Source organism: Amycolatopsis sp. cmx-11-51 (assembly GCF_047608665.1).
Classification (GTDB): Bacteria; Actinomycetota; Actinomycetes; order Mycobacteriales; family Pseudonocardiaceae; genus Amycolatopsis.
Window position 1 is genome coordinate 13465 of the sequence record NZ_JADNQO010000024.1, and the last position, 15309, is coordinate 28773.

Here is a 15309-nt window from a genome sequence, read left to right on the forward strand (position 1 = left end):
CCCATTCTGCTCAGAGCTTGCCTCATGTGGTGAGTTTGCGGAGTTTCTTGGAGGGGGTGAGGCGGCGGTATCCGGTGAACCGGGCCATGGTTCGTTCGATCACCCAGCGGTGCTGCCGAATTTGTCTTTGGATTGGATGCCTTTGCGGGCGATACGGACTTCGATGCCGCGGTACCGGACCCAGCCCCGAAGGTCGGCGTGGTGGTAGGCCTTGTCGGCGTGCAGTTTGGCGGGCTTGCGGCGCCGTGGGCCGCGGCGGGACTTGATTGCCGGGATCGCCATGACCAGTGGCTTGAGCGCGTAGGAGTCGTTGGTGTTCGCGGCGGAGACGGCGACCGAGAGTGTCAATCCACCGGGCCGTGTCATGACAACCGTGTAAGCCGCGGATGGACCAGGATCGGGTCGCTGACGGCGACCCGGAAAGGCTCCATCTGTGACTGAGAAACACATCTGATCGGGCTGCGGGTTCCGCGGCCGGCGAGGCGCTCGCCCGCGTGTTGTCACCGGAAACGCTTGATTCGTTGGTGAAAGACACGTATGCGAATGGCGGGGCGCTGGGTGCGCGCGAATTGCTGAACGAGATGACCAGGACGGGTGCCTGCGCGGGCGCTGGACGCCGAAATGATCCATCATCTCGGGTATGAGAAAGGAGACCCTGCCGGGAACGGGTCCGGGAATTCTCGGAACGGCAGGTCCCGAAAACCGTTTTCCACCTAGAATGGCCCGGTTGAACTGGTTGCGCCGCGACCGGAATGGTTCGTTCGAACCGGCAGTCCACATCAGCAAAGTCGATCGTCTTCCGAACACGTCGACCCTGGATCCACCGGTGTGTTTGGGTGTTGATCTCGCCAGTGTTATTGATCTTGTTTTTTGTTGGTGGTCAGGGTGGAGTGCCGGACGTCTCATCCGGTGTGTCCACTGTGGTCTGTTGTAACAGAGGCGGTGTCCGTCGCGACAGATACCGGTATCGCGGCGTGCGGCCGTGCCGACAAGATAGGGACTCCTTATGAGCATGCGCCGTCCGTCGCCCTCGGCGGTTCCGCTTGGTGATCCGGACGTGCTGACGCTTGCCCGCGAGATCGTCGGCACGCACTATCCGCCGGAGCTCGACCTGTTCGACGCCGTCGTGGACGAGTATCGGCGTGACCCGGACCGTCTGCTGAATCCGGAGACCCTACGTGCGCCGGTGGGTATCGGTGTAGATCTGGTGCTGATGACGCCTTACGTTCTCGCGGCGGCGGCTTATCTGGGGAACATGCTCGTGGAGAAGGCCGCCGACAAGACGCTGGACGCGGTACGCGACCGGCTCACCGAGGCGTGGGCCGCGCGCAAAGCACGCCGAGCCGACGACGACGTCGTTCGCCCGGTGACGAGTGCCGACGCCGACCTCACCATGGTCATCACGATCCATCTGACCGGCACGGGAGCCAGCCCCGAGGTGGCACGCGAAATCGCGGGCAAGGTCAGCGACGCGCTACTGCCCGGAAAACCTCCCAGTGACAACGACTGATCAGCGACCGCCCGGCGTCACTGCGGAAACCGTACTCGTACCGTCCGCGGGGCGCGGGCGGTACGCACTGCTCATCGTGGTGCTGCTGCTCGCCGGAGTACTCGTCGGAAGCCTTCTCCACGGCCAGTTCCTGGGATTGGCGTGGAGGGATGCCTTCCTGGCTTGCCGGGCGGCGACACCTCCAGTCACTGCCGGAGACACACCAGCCCAAAGCGTGGAGAAGTCACAGCAATTCCTGCAGTGCCTGGCACCCGCCGAACGACGCAGGGGACTGATATCGCTCAGCGGTGCGGTCCTGGTTCTTCTGCTCGGTCTCGCGCTGACGCAGTTGTTGCCGTGGCGGCTTTTTCGCCGCGCGGGTCCGGTCAGGGCCGCGTCGCAGGTGTGGCAGGAACGCGCGGAGCGAGCGGTGCGCTCGATGCACCGCCGCGCGGCACCCCCGCAGGTCGTCTTCGGCTCGCTGGCGTTGCGGGAGGCGTTCACCATCCGTTTCCTGCGCCGGACCCGGATGGTGCTCCCACCCGGAATCGTGACCGCGCCCGCTGAGCAGGCCGAGGCGATCGTGCGGCACGAAAGCGCCCATGTCGCGGCAGGCGATGTCGGCCTGGTGTGGCTCACCCGAGGTGTGTGGTGGGCGCTACCGCCCGTCCTCCTGCTGCCCATGGTCACCACCGAGATCCGGGTATTGCTGAGCGGTGACACGGCGTCCCCGCACACGCTGTGGGCACCGTTCTGGGCCGAATACGCCGCTCGCGCGGCCCTGGTGCTCACGCTGACCGCGCTGGTCTCCACCAGCGTGCTGCGTTCACGCGAGCACGAAGCCGACCTCCGCGCTGTCCACGGGATCCCGTCGGCACCGCTGCGCGCGTTGCTCAGCCGCACCACCACCAGGCGGATGCCTTGGTGGCACCGGGCCAGGGCCATCCATCCTCCACCCGCGCGGCGCATCGCCGTGCTCGACGCAGGCGATCTTCCCGGGCAGACCCGGGTGCTCGACGGTGTCATCTACGGTGCGCTCGCCGCGATGGCCGCCCAGACGGCGACCCTGGTGGCGCTCCCCACGCTCCTCGGCACGGGAGAGGATTCCCAGACCTACGCGGTACCGCTGTCGTGCTTGCTGGCCGGTGCGCTGACCGCGGCGGGCTGGGGCACCGCGCTCTGGCGAACCCCCCAGCGCTCCGCTCTCACCCTGGCCGGTGTCACCCTCAGCCTGCCGCTAGGTGTGGCCTTGGGCTTCCTGACCGACTTCTCCCGCACCGGCACCACCGACCTGAGCCCCTTCGGCGACTGGCCACAACTCGTCGCGGTCTCACTCGCCATGGCCGGAGCCGCCTGCCTGAGCCTCGCCCTCGCCGCACTCTGGGCCGCCCACTCCGGCACCGTCCCCCCGCCACGCCGGATCTGGTTCCTCGCCGCTGTACTCAACACCGCGTTGTTCACCGGCGCCTGGTGGATCGGGATGACCTCGGGCACCCTGATCACCGCCGCCAAGAACTGGTTCTACGGGATAGCGCTCGCGGGCATGACCGCGGCGTGGCAAGAACCGGCCGCGATCGGCTTGATCGTCGTCGCCGGGCTCGCCTGGTACTGGAACCGCCAACGGCTCTCACTGCTCGCGGTCAGTTTCGCCGCTACGGCAGCGGCACTCGCCGGACGCTGGGCGCTGCCCGTCAACGTCAATCACACCGACCCGCTCGCCCTGGACCGGCTCGACTGGTGGGTCGCCGTCAGCGCGGCAACGGCATGCGTGCTCACCCTCGCCGCACTCCACGGCCGCATCGGGCTCGCGAACTCACTCGCCGCGGCCCCGCTGGCCGCTCTCCTCACCATCACTGGATGCCTCCTGACACGAGACCCCCAGCACGACCTCATCCCCTACCTCATCTCGACCATGTCCCTAACCACCCTGGCGATTCTCTGCCTCGCACTGCCCATCACCCTGCTCCCCAGCCGATGGCTCCGCACCCACACCTGGCACCGACCAGCACTCGCACTCGTCACGGCGGCGGGCACCACCACGATCGTCATGCACCTAGGCAATGTTCTTACTTGAGCCGCGCAGATCCCCGCTCGTCAGTGCTCAGCCCGTCCGTGCGGACCCCCGCGGCCCGCGCGATCCACTGCCACACGGCGGTCTCGGTCAGGTCGAAGTCCTTCACGACCTGACCGATCGAGCGATCCCCGCGCTGGCACAGCTCGACGATCTCAGCCTGAAATCGCGCATGACGAACGTCACCTTCGGCACTGCGTCCAGGACGAGGAATTCCTCCCTCCAGGACCGAGAGCACCTTCGAGTCGTCGTCAGCTAGTGCTGTGACCGCATAGGTTTGCGGGGTTGCTGTTGTTATGAAGTGCTCGATGACCTCTCACGAATACGCGGAGAGACACCGAAAACCCCTTCGTCTCGCCGTGGACTCCAACAGACCCGTGATCCGCCCTATCGAAGTCACCGGCCTCGACGTCGTGCTCCGGCTCTACCACACCGTCGACGAAGCCCTCGACGCCACAAGTCGGCAAATGCACTAGTGTCGCGTGATCCTGCTTGCTTGATGTTGGGTTTCGTTCCTCGGACGGCGATCTCGCGTGATCAGACGGCGGTTACGCGTGATTGGACGGCGATCTCCGGAGATCGCCGTCTGATCACGGGTAAGACCTGCAGGATCACGCGACACTAGCAGCCGTCGATTGTCAATGCGGCGAGACTGCCTCGCGGGGCGCAAGAATCACGCCCTCGGCTCAAGAAGGTGAACAGCCTGGCATGGCGGGCAGTTTTCGGGCTGAAGCCTTTCTCGAATCAGCCGCGGACCTCCGCAGTGTGGTACTCAAAGCCCGCCCGCGTCAGGACCGTAACTGTTCGCGGATCAGGGTATCGAGCCGACGCCATGTCGGCGACGAGGCGTTGACGGCACCCTGGATCAGTGCTGGGACCTCGGTGTCGATGTCGTGTCCAGGCAAGTCATCAGTTCCGTATCGCGCATGGGTAGCGGCGACGATCCGGCGGGCAAGGTCATCGATACGACGGTCCCGAGGATCGAGATCGTACGCGCGGTCGTAATCGAGAAACATCTGGCGCAACGCCGGGTCAGCCAGGATCTGTGCCTGGTCGCGGAACAGGGCGACCGACGTAACGGGGTGCACGGTGAACACGAGGATCCACAAGTCGGTCTGAAGCGTCACCCATCTTTCGCTGAACCCCCAGCGAGGTAACTCCTCGAGATGGCTTCTGACCTCGCCCGGTATCGCAAGCAGACGTCCGTCAGCGAACTGCCGAAGACGCTCTTGGGACGCCTGCAAGCCACGGATACGTGCAGAGAGGTCCGTGTCGATCTGCCGAAGGGCTTGCCGGAACTCGCCGTCGCTGGCTGACCGGAGGTCACGGATGCGGGCCAAGGGGACCCCGGCCTCGGCCAGTGTCCGGATCTTGATCAGGTCGATCGCATGACCGGCATCGTACCGCCGGTACCCGGAGGCGTCGCGGACCGGTTCGGGCAGCAGTCCCTTCTCGTGGTAGACGCGAATCGTCTTGATCGACACCCCGACATACTTGGCGAGCCGTCCGATGGTGATCACCTGACCATGATCGCACTTGACCTTGCCCCAAGGGCAAGGTTGCAGGATGTCGTCATGGTGAATGCGAACCTCGATCAGGAGACACTGCGAGCACTGGCCGACGAGGGCAACCAAGTCGCCCTGGACCGGCTGGCCGACCTCGCCGACGCTCGCAAGGACATCGAGGAACTCAGCGGGTTGCTGGACGAGGGATGCATGCGCGCCGGACACTTGCTCACCCACCACGCGGTCGCGGCAGGGGACCTGCGTGAACTGCAGCGCATCGCGGACGCTGGATACGACGAGGCCGACCGGGAACTGAACCGGCTACTCCAGACTCCGACCCGCGAGCAGCGGGATTGACGAGCCCATCCAGCACCCCCCGGGCCCCGACGCAGTACTCGAAGCCCGGACCATCGGTTCCCGGTATCGACGATCGCCCCGCGAAAGCAGGCGATCCAGGCGCCCGTGACATCGGAATGGCAGCTAGCCGACGTGGATTCCGGGGCGGAGCGCCGGATCGCGTTCGCTGGTGCGGATGATCTCGCGGACCACTGGGGCGGTGTCGCCGCGGCCGAGGATCAGGTAGCGGAACAGATGCCCGAGCGGGTTGCCCTCGCTCCACTCGAAATGGCACTGCGGCCGCACGCCGGTGGCGTCGCGCAGCGCGAGCAGGACAGCCGCGATGGCGTTCGGTGCGGCGGGGCTTTCCACGCGCAGGACACGGAAACCCTCGATCTCGAACCCGCGGACCTTCAGCACGTCACTGAACCCGGACGGGTCGATCACGTCGATTTCGAGGAACAGGACGTCAGCGGCACCCGGCACCGGATTCAGACCGCGCTGCTCGGCCTCCTTCGCCCGGTATTCCTCGGCGTCCCCGGCCTGGCGCCGGTTCGCGATGATGGTGAGCGCGCCGTCGTGGGCGATCGACTCGGTGACGAACCGGCGCGCGGGCTCGTCGAACTTGATGTGCTCCACCCGCAGCTCCGTGGTGCGCGTGACCCGCGAGACCAGCGACACGACGATGATCCCGAGGATGAAGAACGCGGAGATGGTGAGGCCGTCGGGCTTCTCGATGACGTTCTCCACCAAGGCATAGATCAGGATCAAGCTCAGCACGGCAAACGCGATCGCGGCCTTGCGCTGCCGCTTCTTCGCCGCGGAGATGGCCACCGCGATCGACGCGGACACCATCATCGCGAGGATCCCGGTGGCATAGGCCCCGGCCTGGGCGTTGACGTCGGCGTTGAAGATGATCGTCACCAGGACGCAGATCGCGGTGTAGACCAGCACCACCGGACGCACGGCACGGGCCCAGTCCGGGGCCATCCCGTAGGCGGGCAGGTACCGCGGCACGATGTTGATCAACCCTGCCATCGCCGACGCCCCGGCGAACCACAGGATCAGGATGCTGCTGATGTCATACGCGGTGCCGACCCATTCGCCCAGCAATTCGTGCGCCAGGTACGCCAGCGCGCGGCCGTTCGCCTCACCACCCGGTTTGAACGCATCGGCCGGGATCAAGACCGTGGTGACGAAACTGGTCGCGATCAAGTACACCGACATGATCAGCGCGGCGGCGGTCAGCAGTTTGCGCGTGTTGCGGATCCGGTTCGCCAGCCGCTGCTCGGCGTTCTCACCCTTCGCCGCCACCAGCGGCATCATGCTCACACCGGTCTCGAAACCGGACAAACCGAGCACCAGCAACGGGAACGCCAGGATCGCCGGGCCGATGACCCCACCGAAGCCGCCTCCCCCGGAGGTGAGCGCGTCCACCCAGCGGTCGAACGCGGCGGGATCGGCGAGCACCTCGCCGACCCCGGCGACCACGACCACCGCGTTCAGGATCAAGAAGATCGCCACCAGCGGGATCGCGACACCGACCGCCTCACTGAACCCGAGCAGGAACACCCCGCCCAGAATGAGCAGCAGGACCACCGTGATCAGTACCTCGTGCCCGTGCAGGAACGACGGCGCGATCGGGTTCTCCAACGCGTGCACGGTGGCGTCCGCCGACGACAGCGTGATGGTGATGATCCACGACGTCGCGACGAAACCCAGCAACACCAAGACGAAAATCTTGCCGCGCCAGAACGGCAACAGATTCTCCAGCATCGCGACCGAACCCTGACCGTGCGGGCTCTCCTTCGCCACCCGCCGGTACATCGGCAGCATGCCCAGCAACGTCAGCGCCACGATCAGCAACGTCGCCAGCGGCGACAGCGCGCCCGCCGCCAGCGCCGCGATCCCGGGAAGATACGACAACGTGGAGAAGTAGTCCACGCCGGTGAGACACATGACCTTCCACCACGACTGCGGCGTGGCGTGCTCCTCATGGCTCTCCGGCCCGACCGGCTGAACCCGGTGCTCCATCAGCCACCGGCCGACCTTGCCCGTCGGCGCCGCCTGCCGGACCGGGCTGTCCACCCGCTCCGGAACAGCGGATTCGGCTTCTTCGGTCATACCCCTGTCCTCCCCAGATTCCCGTGGGCCGCACCTGCCCCGCCATCTCCACCTCGACGTGACGGCCGCGCACCGACGCGGACACTAACGATCCGGCGCCAAAAATCACCGAGCCGGCCGTAAAGAAAACATCAATGTCGCGCGACAAGCAGACGTTCCGTTTGTAGTGACGGCGGCCAGGAGGCGGTGACCACGGTCCCGCAAGGTCGTCAGCCGTACCAGCGCAACCACCTTGCGACCACGAACTCCGCTTTGACGGTAAGCCAGCCATCCACCGGGCTGCTCGCTGAATGGACACCGGCCGACCGAGTTCGAGGTAGCGTGTGTGCCGGACGAGCTGAAGGGATTCCGGGCACTGTGACTCGACGACTGCCAGCCGGCGACCGCCCCGGAGTCAAAGGACTACTCGGTCCTGTCTGTCTCGTACTCAGCTTGCTCGGCTGGCTGCTCCCCTATGGCGAGGTGGTCTCGGCACTGGCCGTGGCCGCCGGAGCGATATCGATGCTGACGGACCGCCGGTATCGACTGGACGGCCTTGTCATCGCAGGCGTCTGCATCGCCGCACTCCAGCTGTTCTTCGGGCTGCTGCTGTTCACAATGGATCTGACCGGCCACTGAAGACATCGACACCAGACGGCACTTCCGTCTCACGACAACGGCTTCACGAGTCGGTTGCGAACCCGGGGTCCGCCACCTGGCCAGTCGGCGCGGATGACGGTCACCTGCTGTCAGCTGAGGCCAGGTACCCGCTCGGGTGAAGGGCTCGTCATGGACGAGTGAGGGAGATTCCCGAACAGAACAGGACCACCGGACGGGGCCGAGGTCGCGGACGCGGTGGGTGCGCATGGCAGCCGGACTTTCACGATGACGCGGAGGCTGTCCGACGTGCCTCCACCCCAGCGGCGAACGCAACCGGATTCACGTGGCTACTTCCCCGCCGTGCCGGGTTGCCAGGTGAAGGACTCCTGATAGAGGTCCGCGTAGGTGGGCGAGTCCTTGATCAGATCGTCGCAGAAGGCGGCCGCGCCCGGCAACTGGAGCCGATAGCAGAGTTCGCAGGTAGCGATCGGCAGATACAGCGTGGCTCCAGCTCTGATTGCGACCCGTGATGTCGAGGGGGTGACCGTGGAGACACCGCGCATGCCGCGCGGCGGACGGAATGGATAGCCGTCGTCCGACGAGCTGGGCACGGGCTGAGCAGGCACAACCCGCAGTATGCATTCTATCGAACCTCAGTTCGGTCGAGGGATATTCGGTGCCGAACAGTTCCTGGCAGCTTGCACTGACGACAGGTGATAGTTGGCATCGCGGACGTGTGCGACCTGGTGATCGCCTCGAACGACAGATGATGGTTGGCACCAAAACAGGCGCTGGTTGGCATGCGACGACTCGGTTCCGGGTTCGCGGAACTTCCCGATCTGCTGAATAGCGGACGTCATCTGGCTCTCGACGGTCCGCCGGTAAGCGAGTTCGTGGTGGGTGATGAGGGTGTCGGGGTGATCAGCCCCAGGACCCGCGGCCGGTGGCGAGAACTCGAGGTGCCGAGACCGCGTGAACTCGTATTCGCCCGCGAGCGGATACGAGGTACCTGGTCCACTCATCGAGCGAGAGGCAATTGATGAATCGAGCAAGCAAGCATTTCCGGCGAACTGCTCTACTGAGTACGGCGCTGGTGTCGGGGCTGCTGGCGGTATCGGGCGTACAGGCGGTGGCGGCACCGGTCTACCAGCTGACGCTGCGCATGATCGACCGCAACGGCGCCGTGGCGACCGCGAACTCTCGCGCGACGTTCGACGTGATCAGCCTCAGCGGGGGCGGCCGTGAAAGCGACGTGCCCGCCGGGAGCACCCTGCGGCTGCCCGCTGACCGTTACGCGCTGGTGGGCAGCCTGATCACCCCGCGCCCCGGGCTGGACCCCTCGATGGCCGCGATGGCCCACCCGGAGCTCAACCTGACGCGCAACACCACCGTCACCCTGGACACCCGCCAGGCCGCGAAGGTCACCGCGAACGTCGACCAGCCGGAGGTGACCGGGGGCAGTTCGGCGGTCGAGATGGGAGTGCGCCTGGGCGCCGACCAGACGCAGTCGATGGTGTTCCCGTTCGATCAGCGTTTCCAGGAGATGTTCGCCGGCACCCTGCCGGGCACCTCGTCGGCCGCCTTCTACTTCGGCGCCAGCCACCGCCTGGAACAACCACGGCTGGAACTGTTCGGCGAACAGCCGAAGCGCTTCCCGGTCCTCACCGCGACGATCGGCGCACCCCTGCCGGTGGGGTCGCGGACGCCCGCACTGGCGTTCGGCGGCGCGGGTCGCCCGCAAGACTTGGCCGGAGTCGAGGTGCGCGACCGGCTGGTGGTACTCGAACTGCCCTGGGACACCACCCCGGAGACACTGGCCGAGCGAGTCACCACGGTGCGCGACCATGGTGGCGCGATGGTGGCCGCATGGCTGTCCACTACCGGCGCGGCGCGCCAGGGCACGGAGCTTGCCGGGCAGCCGGGCAGCCGAATCGCGGCCGCGGCGGCCGCCGCGGAACTGTCCAGCAAACTCACTGGCTCCAAGGCCGCCGGGGCACTGGCACTGCCGACTGTCCAGATCGCCGGCGCGAACGCCGAGCGGTTCGCCGCGCTGGCCCGGACCGGTGACGGCACCGCGGCCATGATCGCCCGCCCGGAAATCCGGGACGCCTACGAACTGTCCTTTCCGGCCACCGGGCGGGTCCCGGCACAACTCGAGCACTCGGTGCGCAAGTCCGAACTCGCGGCGGTGACCATGGCGTTTCACGGCTACTCGGCGGAGTCCCCGTCCCAGGTGCACGCGATCCACCGGGTGGCAGGGGTGCGCCTGGGAATGTCCCGGCTGGGCTATGGAACACCGGGGCTGGTGCAGGCGGAACGCCAGGAGTACTACACCCCGGGCACGTGGGCCTTCCTCAACATCCTGGTGAGCCAAACTCCGAGCGTCGGCGGTGACCTGCGCGGTGAGGAACTCTTCGCGGCGGGCAAAAGCTACCGGCTGGCCTGGAACGGCGCGGTCACCGGCCCCGGCTTCCGTGGCAAGCGCGCCTATCCGGCCGACAGTCCCTGGGCTGCACGCACCGCGCAGGAGATCAACATCAGCATCCCGTTGTTTTCCGACGGTGCCGGGCACACTGCAACCGCGGACCTGGACGCGCCCGGTGACCGCGGCAGCACCGCGCTCTACCGTGAAGGCAAGCTTTTCGGTAGTCAGGCGACCCCCGGGCGCGCGGTGTTCGTGGCGCCTACCGAGGAGGCCGGTTACCGGCTGACCACCGAGGCGGAGCGCGACGAACCCTGGGCGCCGTTGTCCACCAAGGTCTCCGCCGAATGGACCTTCCGCAGCGGGCACGTCCAGGGACCGACCCGAGCGCTGCCGCTGCTGGAGGTGCGTTACACCCCGGCAGTGGATCTGGCCAACACCGCCCCGGGCGGCGGCACCTTCACCGTCCCGGTGACCGTGTCCCGGCAGGACGGTCCCGCCGCGATCACCGGCCTGCAGGTCGAAGCGTCCTACGACGGCGGCGTCAACTGGCAGCCCGCGAAGGTGAGCGGGCAGGACGGCCGGTACAACGCCGAACTCAGCCACCCAGCGACCGGATCCGTCTCCCTGCGTGCGAAAGCCGCCGACGCCGACGGGAACACCACGACCCAGAGCATCATCCACGCCTACCGGCTCCGCTGACACCGGATGTCCCGCCCTTGCACAGAATTCAAGAGGTCGAATACAACCGCGAGTCAGGCGAAGGTGGCGTGTTCGAGCGCAGCGCCGTTGTCCGGTCCCTCACCGTGCGGACTTCGGGGCGTTTGATGACTGAAAATCCACACAGTCCCGCACGACAGTCCCAGTGACCACCGGATCCGGAAGGGTGTGTGGAAACAGGGAAGTCGAGTGTCCCTGTTTTCATACACCCCCTCATCCGACGCCACCCCTGCCCTCAAATAACGCGTCCAACGCACTCTCATACCGCAGAGCGTGCATCGTCGAGCCGTTCGTCATCGGGCCAGCGGCAGCGGTCAACTCTCGTGCTCGACTGACGAACTCGGGCGCTCAGTCACAGTCGACGATGGTGCGCGAGCTGGTGTCTTGAAGTCGCGGGAGCTTGCGTACGATGACCGCGCGGCGCGCCCATGGACAGGCGAGCCGGCGGCGGGCCGGTAGTGGTCGGGTTCGGGCTCCGGGCGAACGCCTCCGTGGTCGACGTCTCTTCCAAGAACTGCGCCATGTGTCCGACGATAGGTTCATGTATCCGGAGATCGAGCCCCACGCCTCTGGCCACCTGGACACCGGTGACGGCAACCTCGTGTACTGGGAAGAATGCGGAAACCCCGACGGCAAGCCGGCGGTGTTCCTGCACGGCGGCCCCGGCGGCGGCTGCTCACCGTCGGCTGTTCGACCCGTCCGCCTATCGGATCGTCCTGTTCGACCAGCGTGGGTGCGGGCGGTCGCTGCCGCACGCTTCGGCGTCGGGCGATCTTTCGTTGAACACGACCTGGCATCTCGTCGACGACATCGAACACCTGCGGGAGTCGCCGGGCATCTCGCGGTGGCAGGTGTTCGGTGGGTCCTGGGGGTCGACGCTGGCGTTGGCGTACGCCGAGAAGTACCCGGAGCTGGTGCTGCGCGGAGTCTTCACGCTGCGTTCATCCGAAGTGGACTGGTACTACCGGCGCGGCGCGGCGCACGTCTTCCCGGACCTGTGGGAGAAATTCACGGCGCCGATCGCCGGGCTCGACGGCGATCCTGTCGAGTTGTACGCGAAGCTGCTCGCCGACCCCGACCCCGGGGTGCACGGGCCGGCCGCCGTCGCGTGGAGTACCTGGGAGGGCGCGACGGTGACGCTGTAGTTCCGCGCCACGAGCCGGTCCCACAATTCGAAGTTATGCAGTTTCGCCCGGTCGACCTTGCCGATCCTGGACAAGTCCAGACCCTGTACGTAGTGAGTGGCCGCGGTCACGGGATGCCACGGCGGGAGCCCGTGCCTGTTCGGGTCGCCTGCCGAAGCGAACCGTGACCAGTAGTCGATCATCCGGTCCCCCAGTCTTCGTTGAGCCGCCGTCAACGGGCGATCGTCATACGGAAACTCGAACAGGTACTTCAGCTCGGACGCGTGTCCGGCCAGCGGCTGGACACCCAACGGGAACTCGAGAATCGGCGGTGCCGTGCGGTCCAGGAATTCATAGGCGTAGACCGGCACCGTTGCCGAGAACCGTCGTTCACTCGCCTGCTGGGCCCAGGCCCAGTCCAGATCACTCATGACCGCACCGATGGCCTGTGCCGCCGTGCCGTGCGCGGCGACGGGGTACTCGGCGGCCACCGCCGCGGCCTTGTCACCGAAATGGGTGTCCAACGCCTTGCGGTAACCCGCCTCGGTGAGCCCTGGGAACATCGAGGGCGAAAACAGGGTTCCTTCGTCCCTGGTGACGCCGGTCAAGAACGGCACGTGCTGAAAACGTCCGGCGGGCACGGCGACTGCGGGATCCTCCGGAAGCACGGCGTTGCCATAGGCCGGCAGGGGCAGGACCGGCGCGGCCAGCAGATCCGCCACCGACACCTGCCTGAGGCAGTCCAGTGTCGTACAGCCGAATCGGGTCGCCAGGTTCTGCCCATGTCCCTGCTGCCACTCCGGCGGCACGAAGTACGGCACGTCGAGCAACGGCCGGACACCCGCGCCGGCGAAGGCATCCGATACGCACGGTGTGCTCTGTCCGATGGCTCGCTGAAACAGCCCGGCCGACCCTGGGGACGCGAGCAGGCCACAGACCGAATGGGCGCCGCCCGACTCACCCGCGACCGTCACGTTCCCCGGGTCGCCACCGAAGGCGGCGATGTTGCGCTGGACCCACCGCAACGCGGCCTGCTGATCTTCGAGGCCGAACGCACCACCATCGGCGAGACCGGGGAACCCCAGGAACCCGAGGTTCCCCAGCCGGTAGTTCACCGTCACGACGACCAGATCGCCACGTTCCGCGAGCCGGGACGGATCGTAATCGCCACCGGCACCGGACACCAGTCCACCGCCGTGCACCCACACCAGCACCGGCGCCCTCCACACGCGCTTCTTCGCCACCACATTCAGGTACAGGCAGTCCTCGGTGTTACTGGCCGGCCTGTTGGGCAACGCGGCTTGCGGACAGCGATCGGCCGGTCGGGTCGCGTCACGCACACCATCCCACCGCCCCGGTGCGACCGGCGCGTGCCAGCGCAACTCACCGACCGGCGGGGCCGCGTAGGGCACACCTCGATGAATCCGGAGACCACCGGTCACCTCACCCCGCACCGACCCGGACTCGATTCGCACCACACCGCCCGGCGCCGCCACCGCAGGTGCTGTTCCAACCACGAGTCCCAGGACAACGAACAGGGCCCCCAGATATCGCCTCATGCAGTCCACAGTGGCCATCCAGACGCAGCTTGGCATCAACCAATCAGTTGATTTCGAACGCCCACACCGCGACCATGACACTGCACAACGTCGCGCACCCCGCAGTCAGCACATCGACCTGGCAATCGCCTGGCTCGGCGGGCAGGTCGCCCACGACGCCGCGATTTCCGAAACGTCCCAGCTACTGGAATGCCCGCGTCCCGAAGACACACGAACAGGCCTCTCGTTCGAACCCACCAAGAAATGGCCGCCGCCGTGGTCATAGGGCCTCACCGTTCGCGATATGTCGATCTTGGGTAGCCCGGGCGTTCTCGGCTGTCTCACGGCTTTGTCACCCATGATCAGTCTCAAATCCGTGGCATTTCCTCGCGAGGGCGAGATCAGGCCGCTTGTGCCACGGCGGCGGCTGACCGGACGGCCGGGTGGGGGTCGTCCGGACTGTCGGCGAGGAGGGAGCGCAGGCTGTCTGGGGGCGGTTCGGCCCAGAGCAGTCGCCGTTGGCCCGGACGCGTGGCCTGGGGTCGCGCAGGGCCTCGGGGCAGCAGCGGAGCGTCTTCACGTGGGTAGTCCGCCCGAGTGCCGCGGCGGCGCTGGACCGGACCAACTCGTCCTCGACCGCTGGCCTTCACGTGGTCGAACAGGTGCTGTGGTGTCCGGCGATCGGCGGCCTAGCCCTTCTCGCCCTCAGCTGACAACAGACCCTTCTTCTCGGCTTGGGCCACGACCTTCTTGACGAAGTCGAGGGAACCGCAGTCCTGGTCGAGCAACGCGTTGCGGCGTGTGGCCCAGGTCGTTCCCAGATCCTGCCGCACCTTCTCACTCACGTCGGTGCGTGCCGGGTTGAGAATCGTCTGCTCTTCCTCGCCGATGTGATGCATCAGCGCCTCGGCGAGCTTCTCGACCGCGTCGTCGAACTTCTGCGTATCGGTCCCCTTACATTCCAGCAAGTCCAGCAGTGCCCGGTTGCCCTCGGCGTGCTCTTCCTCACCATGTTCCTGCTCGTGCTTGTCGATCGCGTCCTTACGTCGCAGCGCCGGGTAGACCTCGTCCTCCTCAGCCTCACCGTGCGCGATCAACGCCGCCGACAGCGCAGCCCGGGCAGCACCACGGTCCGCAGTCGCGTCCCGCAGATCACGTAGGAGCTGCTCGAACAACCGGTGATCATCCAAAATCAGGTCTACGACATCACCGGCGACGGGACGCGGGATCTTCACAGCAGTCATCTCCTGATGATTCCCGCACAACGCCCACAGGGCAACACGACTCGCCATGCGGCCGACACTTCTCGCCGCTACGGTAGATCAAGGCACCGCCGCGACGCTGCCACAGAACTGGGCTACTTCCGGCGAAGACGGAGGGCCAGTTCGCGTCGTCGTTGGA

The 15309-nt window shown here is 66.6% G+C and carries 10 protein-coding genes and 3 pseudogenes; 7 read left to right on the forward strand and 6 right to left on the reverse strand.

What is annotated here, in order from left to right:
* Positions 1–55 precede the first annotated feature (55 nt).
* Positions 56–351, reverse strand: a pseudogene (locus ACM6LU_RS37055) (transposase); the annotation flags it as partial.
* A 655-nt stretch (positions 352–1006) separates the two neighbouring features.
* Here ACM6LU_RS37055 and ACM6LU_RS37060 point away from each other — a divergent pair.
* Complete coding sequence (locus ACM6LU_RS37060; protein ID WP_414942532.1) at positions 1007–1510, forward strand: hypothetical protein; 504 nt, start codon at positions 1007–1009, stop codon at positions 1508–1510.
* 214 nt (positions 1511–1724) lie between these two features.
* Positions 1725–3563 (forward strand): M48 family metalloprotease, encoded by a 1839-nt coding sequence (locus tag ACM6LU_RS37065; protein WP_414942533.1) that lies wholly within the window; start codon positions 1725–1727, stop codon positions 3561–3563.
* A 785-nt stretch (positions 3564–4348) separates the two neighbouring features.
* Here the strand turns inward: ACM6LU_RS37065 and ACM6LU_RS37070 are convergent.
* Complete coding sequence (locus ACM6LU_RS37070; RefSeq protein ID WP_414942534.1) at positions 4349–5080, reverse strand: MerR family transcriptional regulator; 732 nt, start codon at positions 5078–5080, stop codon at positions 4349–4351.
* A gap of 54 nt (positions 5081–5134) precedes the next feature.
* Here ACM6LU_RS37070 and ACM6LU_RS37075 point away from each other — a divergent pair, with 54 nt between their 5' ends.
* Positions 5135–5422 (forward strand): hypothetical protein, encoded by a 288-nt coding sequence (locus tag ACM6LU_RS37075; protein WP_414942535.1) that lies wholly within the window; start codon positions 5135–5137, stop codon positions 5420–5422.
* A gap of 123 nt (positions 5423–5545) precedes the next feature.
* Here the strand turns inward: ACM6LU_RS37075 and ACM6LU_RS37080 are convergent, their stop codons facing one another.
* Positions 5546–7525: an amino acid transporter gene (locus ACM6LU_RS37080; protein ID WP_414942536.1), complete on the reverse strand. Its 1980-nt coding sequence runs from the start codon at positions 7523–7525 to the stop codon at positions 5546–5548.
* A 432-nt stretch (positions 7526–7957) separates the two neighbouring features.
* Here ACM6LU_RS37080 and ACM6LU_RS37085 point away from each other — a divergent pair, with 432 nt between their 5' ends.
* Complete coding sequence (locus ACM6LU_RS37085) at positions 7958–8143, forward strand: hypothetical protein (protein ID WP_414942537.1); 186 nt, start codon at positions 7958–7960, stop codon at positions 8141–8143.
* 308 nt (positions 8144–8451) lie between these two features.
* Here the strand turns inward: ACM6LU_RS37085 and ACM6LU_RS37090 are convergent, their stop codons facing one another.
* Positions 8452–8730 (reverse strand): hypothetical protein, encoded by a 279-nt coding sequence (locus ACM6LU_RS37090; protein ID WP_414942538.1) that lies wholly within the window; start codon positions 8728–8730, stop codon positions 8452–8454.
* 413 nt (positions 8731–9143) lie between these two features.
* On the opposite strand from ACM6LU_RS37090, the gene ACM6LU_RS37095 reads away from it, so the two are divergent.
* Entirely contained in the window at positions 9144–11228 is a 2085-nt protein-coding gene (locus tag ACM6LU_RS37095; protein ID WP_414942539.1) for a hypothetical protein, read from the forward strand.
* A 559-nt stretch (positions 11229–11787) separates the two neighbouring features.
* A pseudogene (locus ACM6LU_RS37100) lies at positions 11788–12388 on the forward strand (alpha/beta fold hydrolase); the annotation flags it as partial.
* An 89-nt stretch (positions 12389–12477) separates the two neighbouring features.
* Here ACM6LU_RS37100 and ACM6LU_RS37105 read toward each other — a convergent pair.
* Positions 12478–13965 (reverse strand): annotated as a pseudogene (locus ACM6LU_RS37105) (carboxylesterase/lipase family protein); the annotation flags it as partial.
* On the opposite strand from ACM6LU_RS37105, the gene ACM6LU_RS37110 reads away from it, so the two are divergent.
* Entirely contained in the window at positions 13940–14194 is a 255-nt protein-coding gene (locus ACM6LU_RS37110) for a hypothetical protein (protein WP_414942564.1), read from the forward strand. The pseudogene ACM6LU_RS37105 and the gene ACM6LU_RS37110 overlap by 26 nt on opposite strands.
* 403 nt (positions 14195–14597) lie before the next feature.
* Here ACM6LU_RS37110 and ACM6LU_RS37115 read toward each other — a convergent pair whose 3' ends face one another.
* Positions 14598–15152 carry a hemerythrin domain-containing protein gene (locus ACM6LU_RS37115; RefSeq protein WP_414942540.1) on the reverse strand — a complete coding sequence of 185 codons (555 nt, stop codon included), beginning with the start codon at positions 15150–15152 and terminating at the stop codon, positions 14598–14600.
* Positions 15153–15309: the final 157 nt, after the last annotated feature.

Coding starts and splice junctions, on each gene's coding strand:
- ACM6LU_RS37060 (WP_414942532.1), top strand. CDS start 1,007: ATGAGCATGCGCCGTCCGTCGCCCTCGGCGGTTCCGCTTGGTGATCCG.
- ACM6LU_RS37075 (WP_414942535.1), top strand. CDS start 5,135: ATGGTGAATGCGAACCTCGATCAGGAGACACTGCGAGCACTGGCCGAC.
- ACM6LU_RS37080 (WP_414942536.1), bottom strand. CDS start 7,525: ATGACCGAAGAAGCCGAATCCGCTGTTCCGGAGCGGGTGGACAGCCCG.
- ACM6LU_RS37095 (WP_414942539.1), top strand. CDS start 9,144: ATGAATCGAGCAAGCAAGCATTTCCGGCGAACTGCTCTACTGAGTACG.
- ACM6LU_RS37115 (WP_414942540.1), bottom strand. CDS start 15,152: ATGACTGCTGTGAAGATCCCGCGTCCCGTCGCCGGTGATGTCGTAGAC.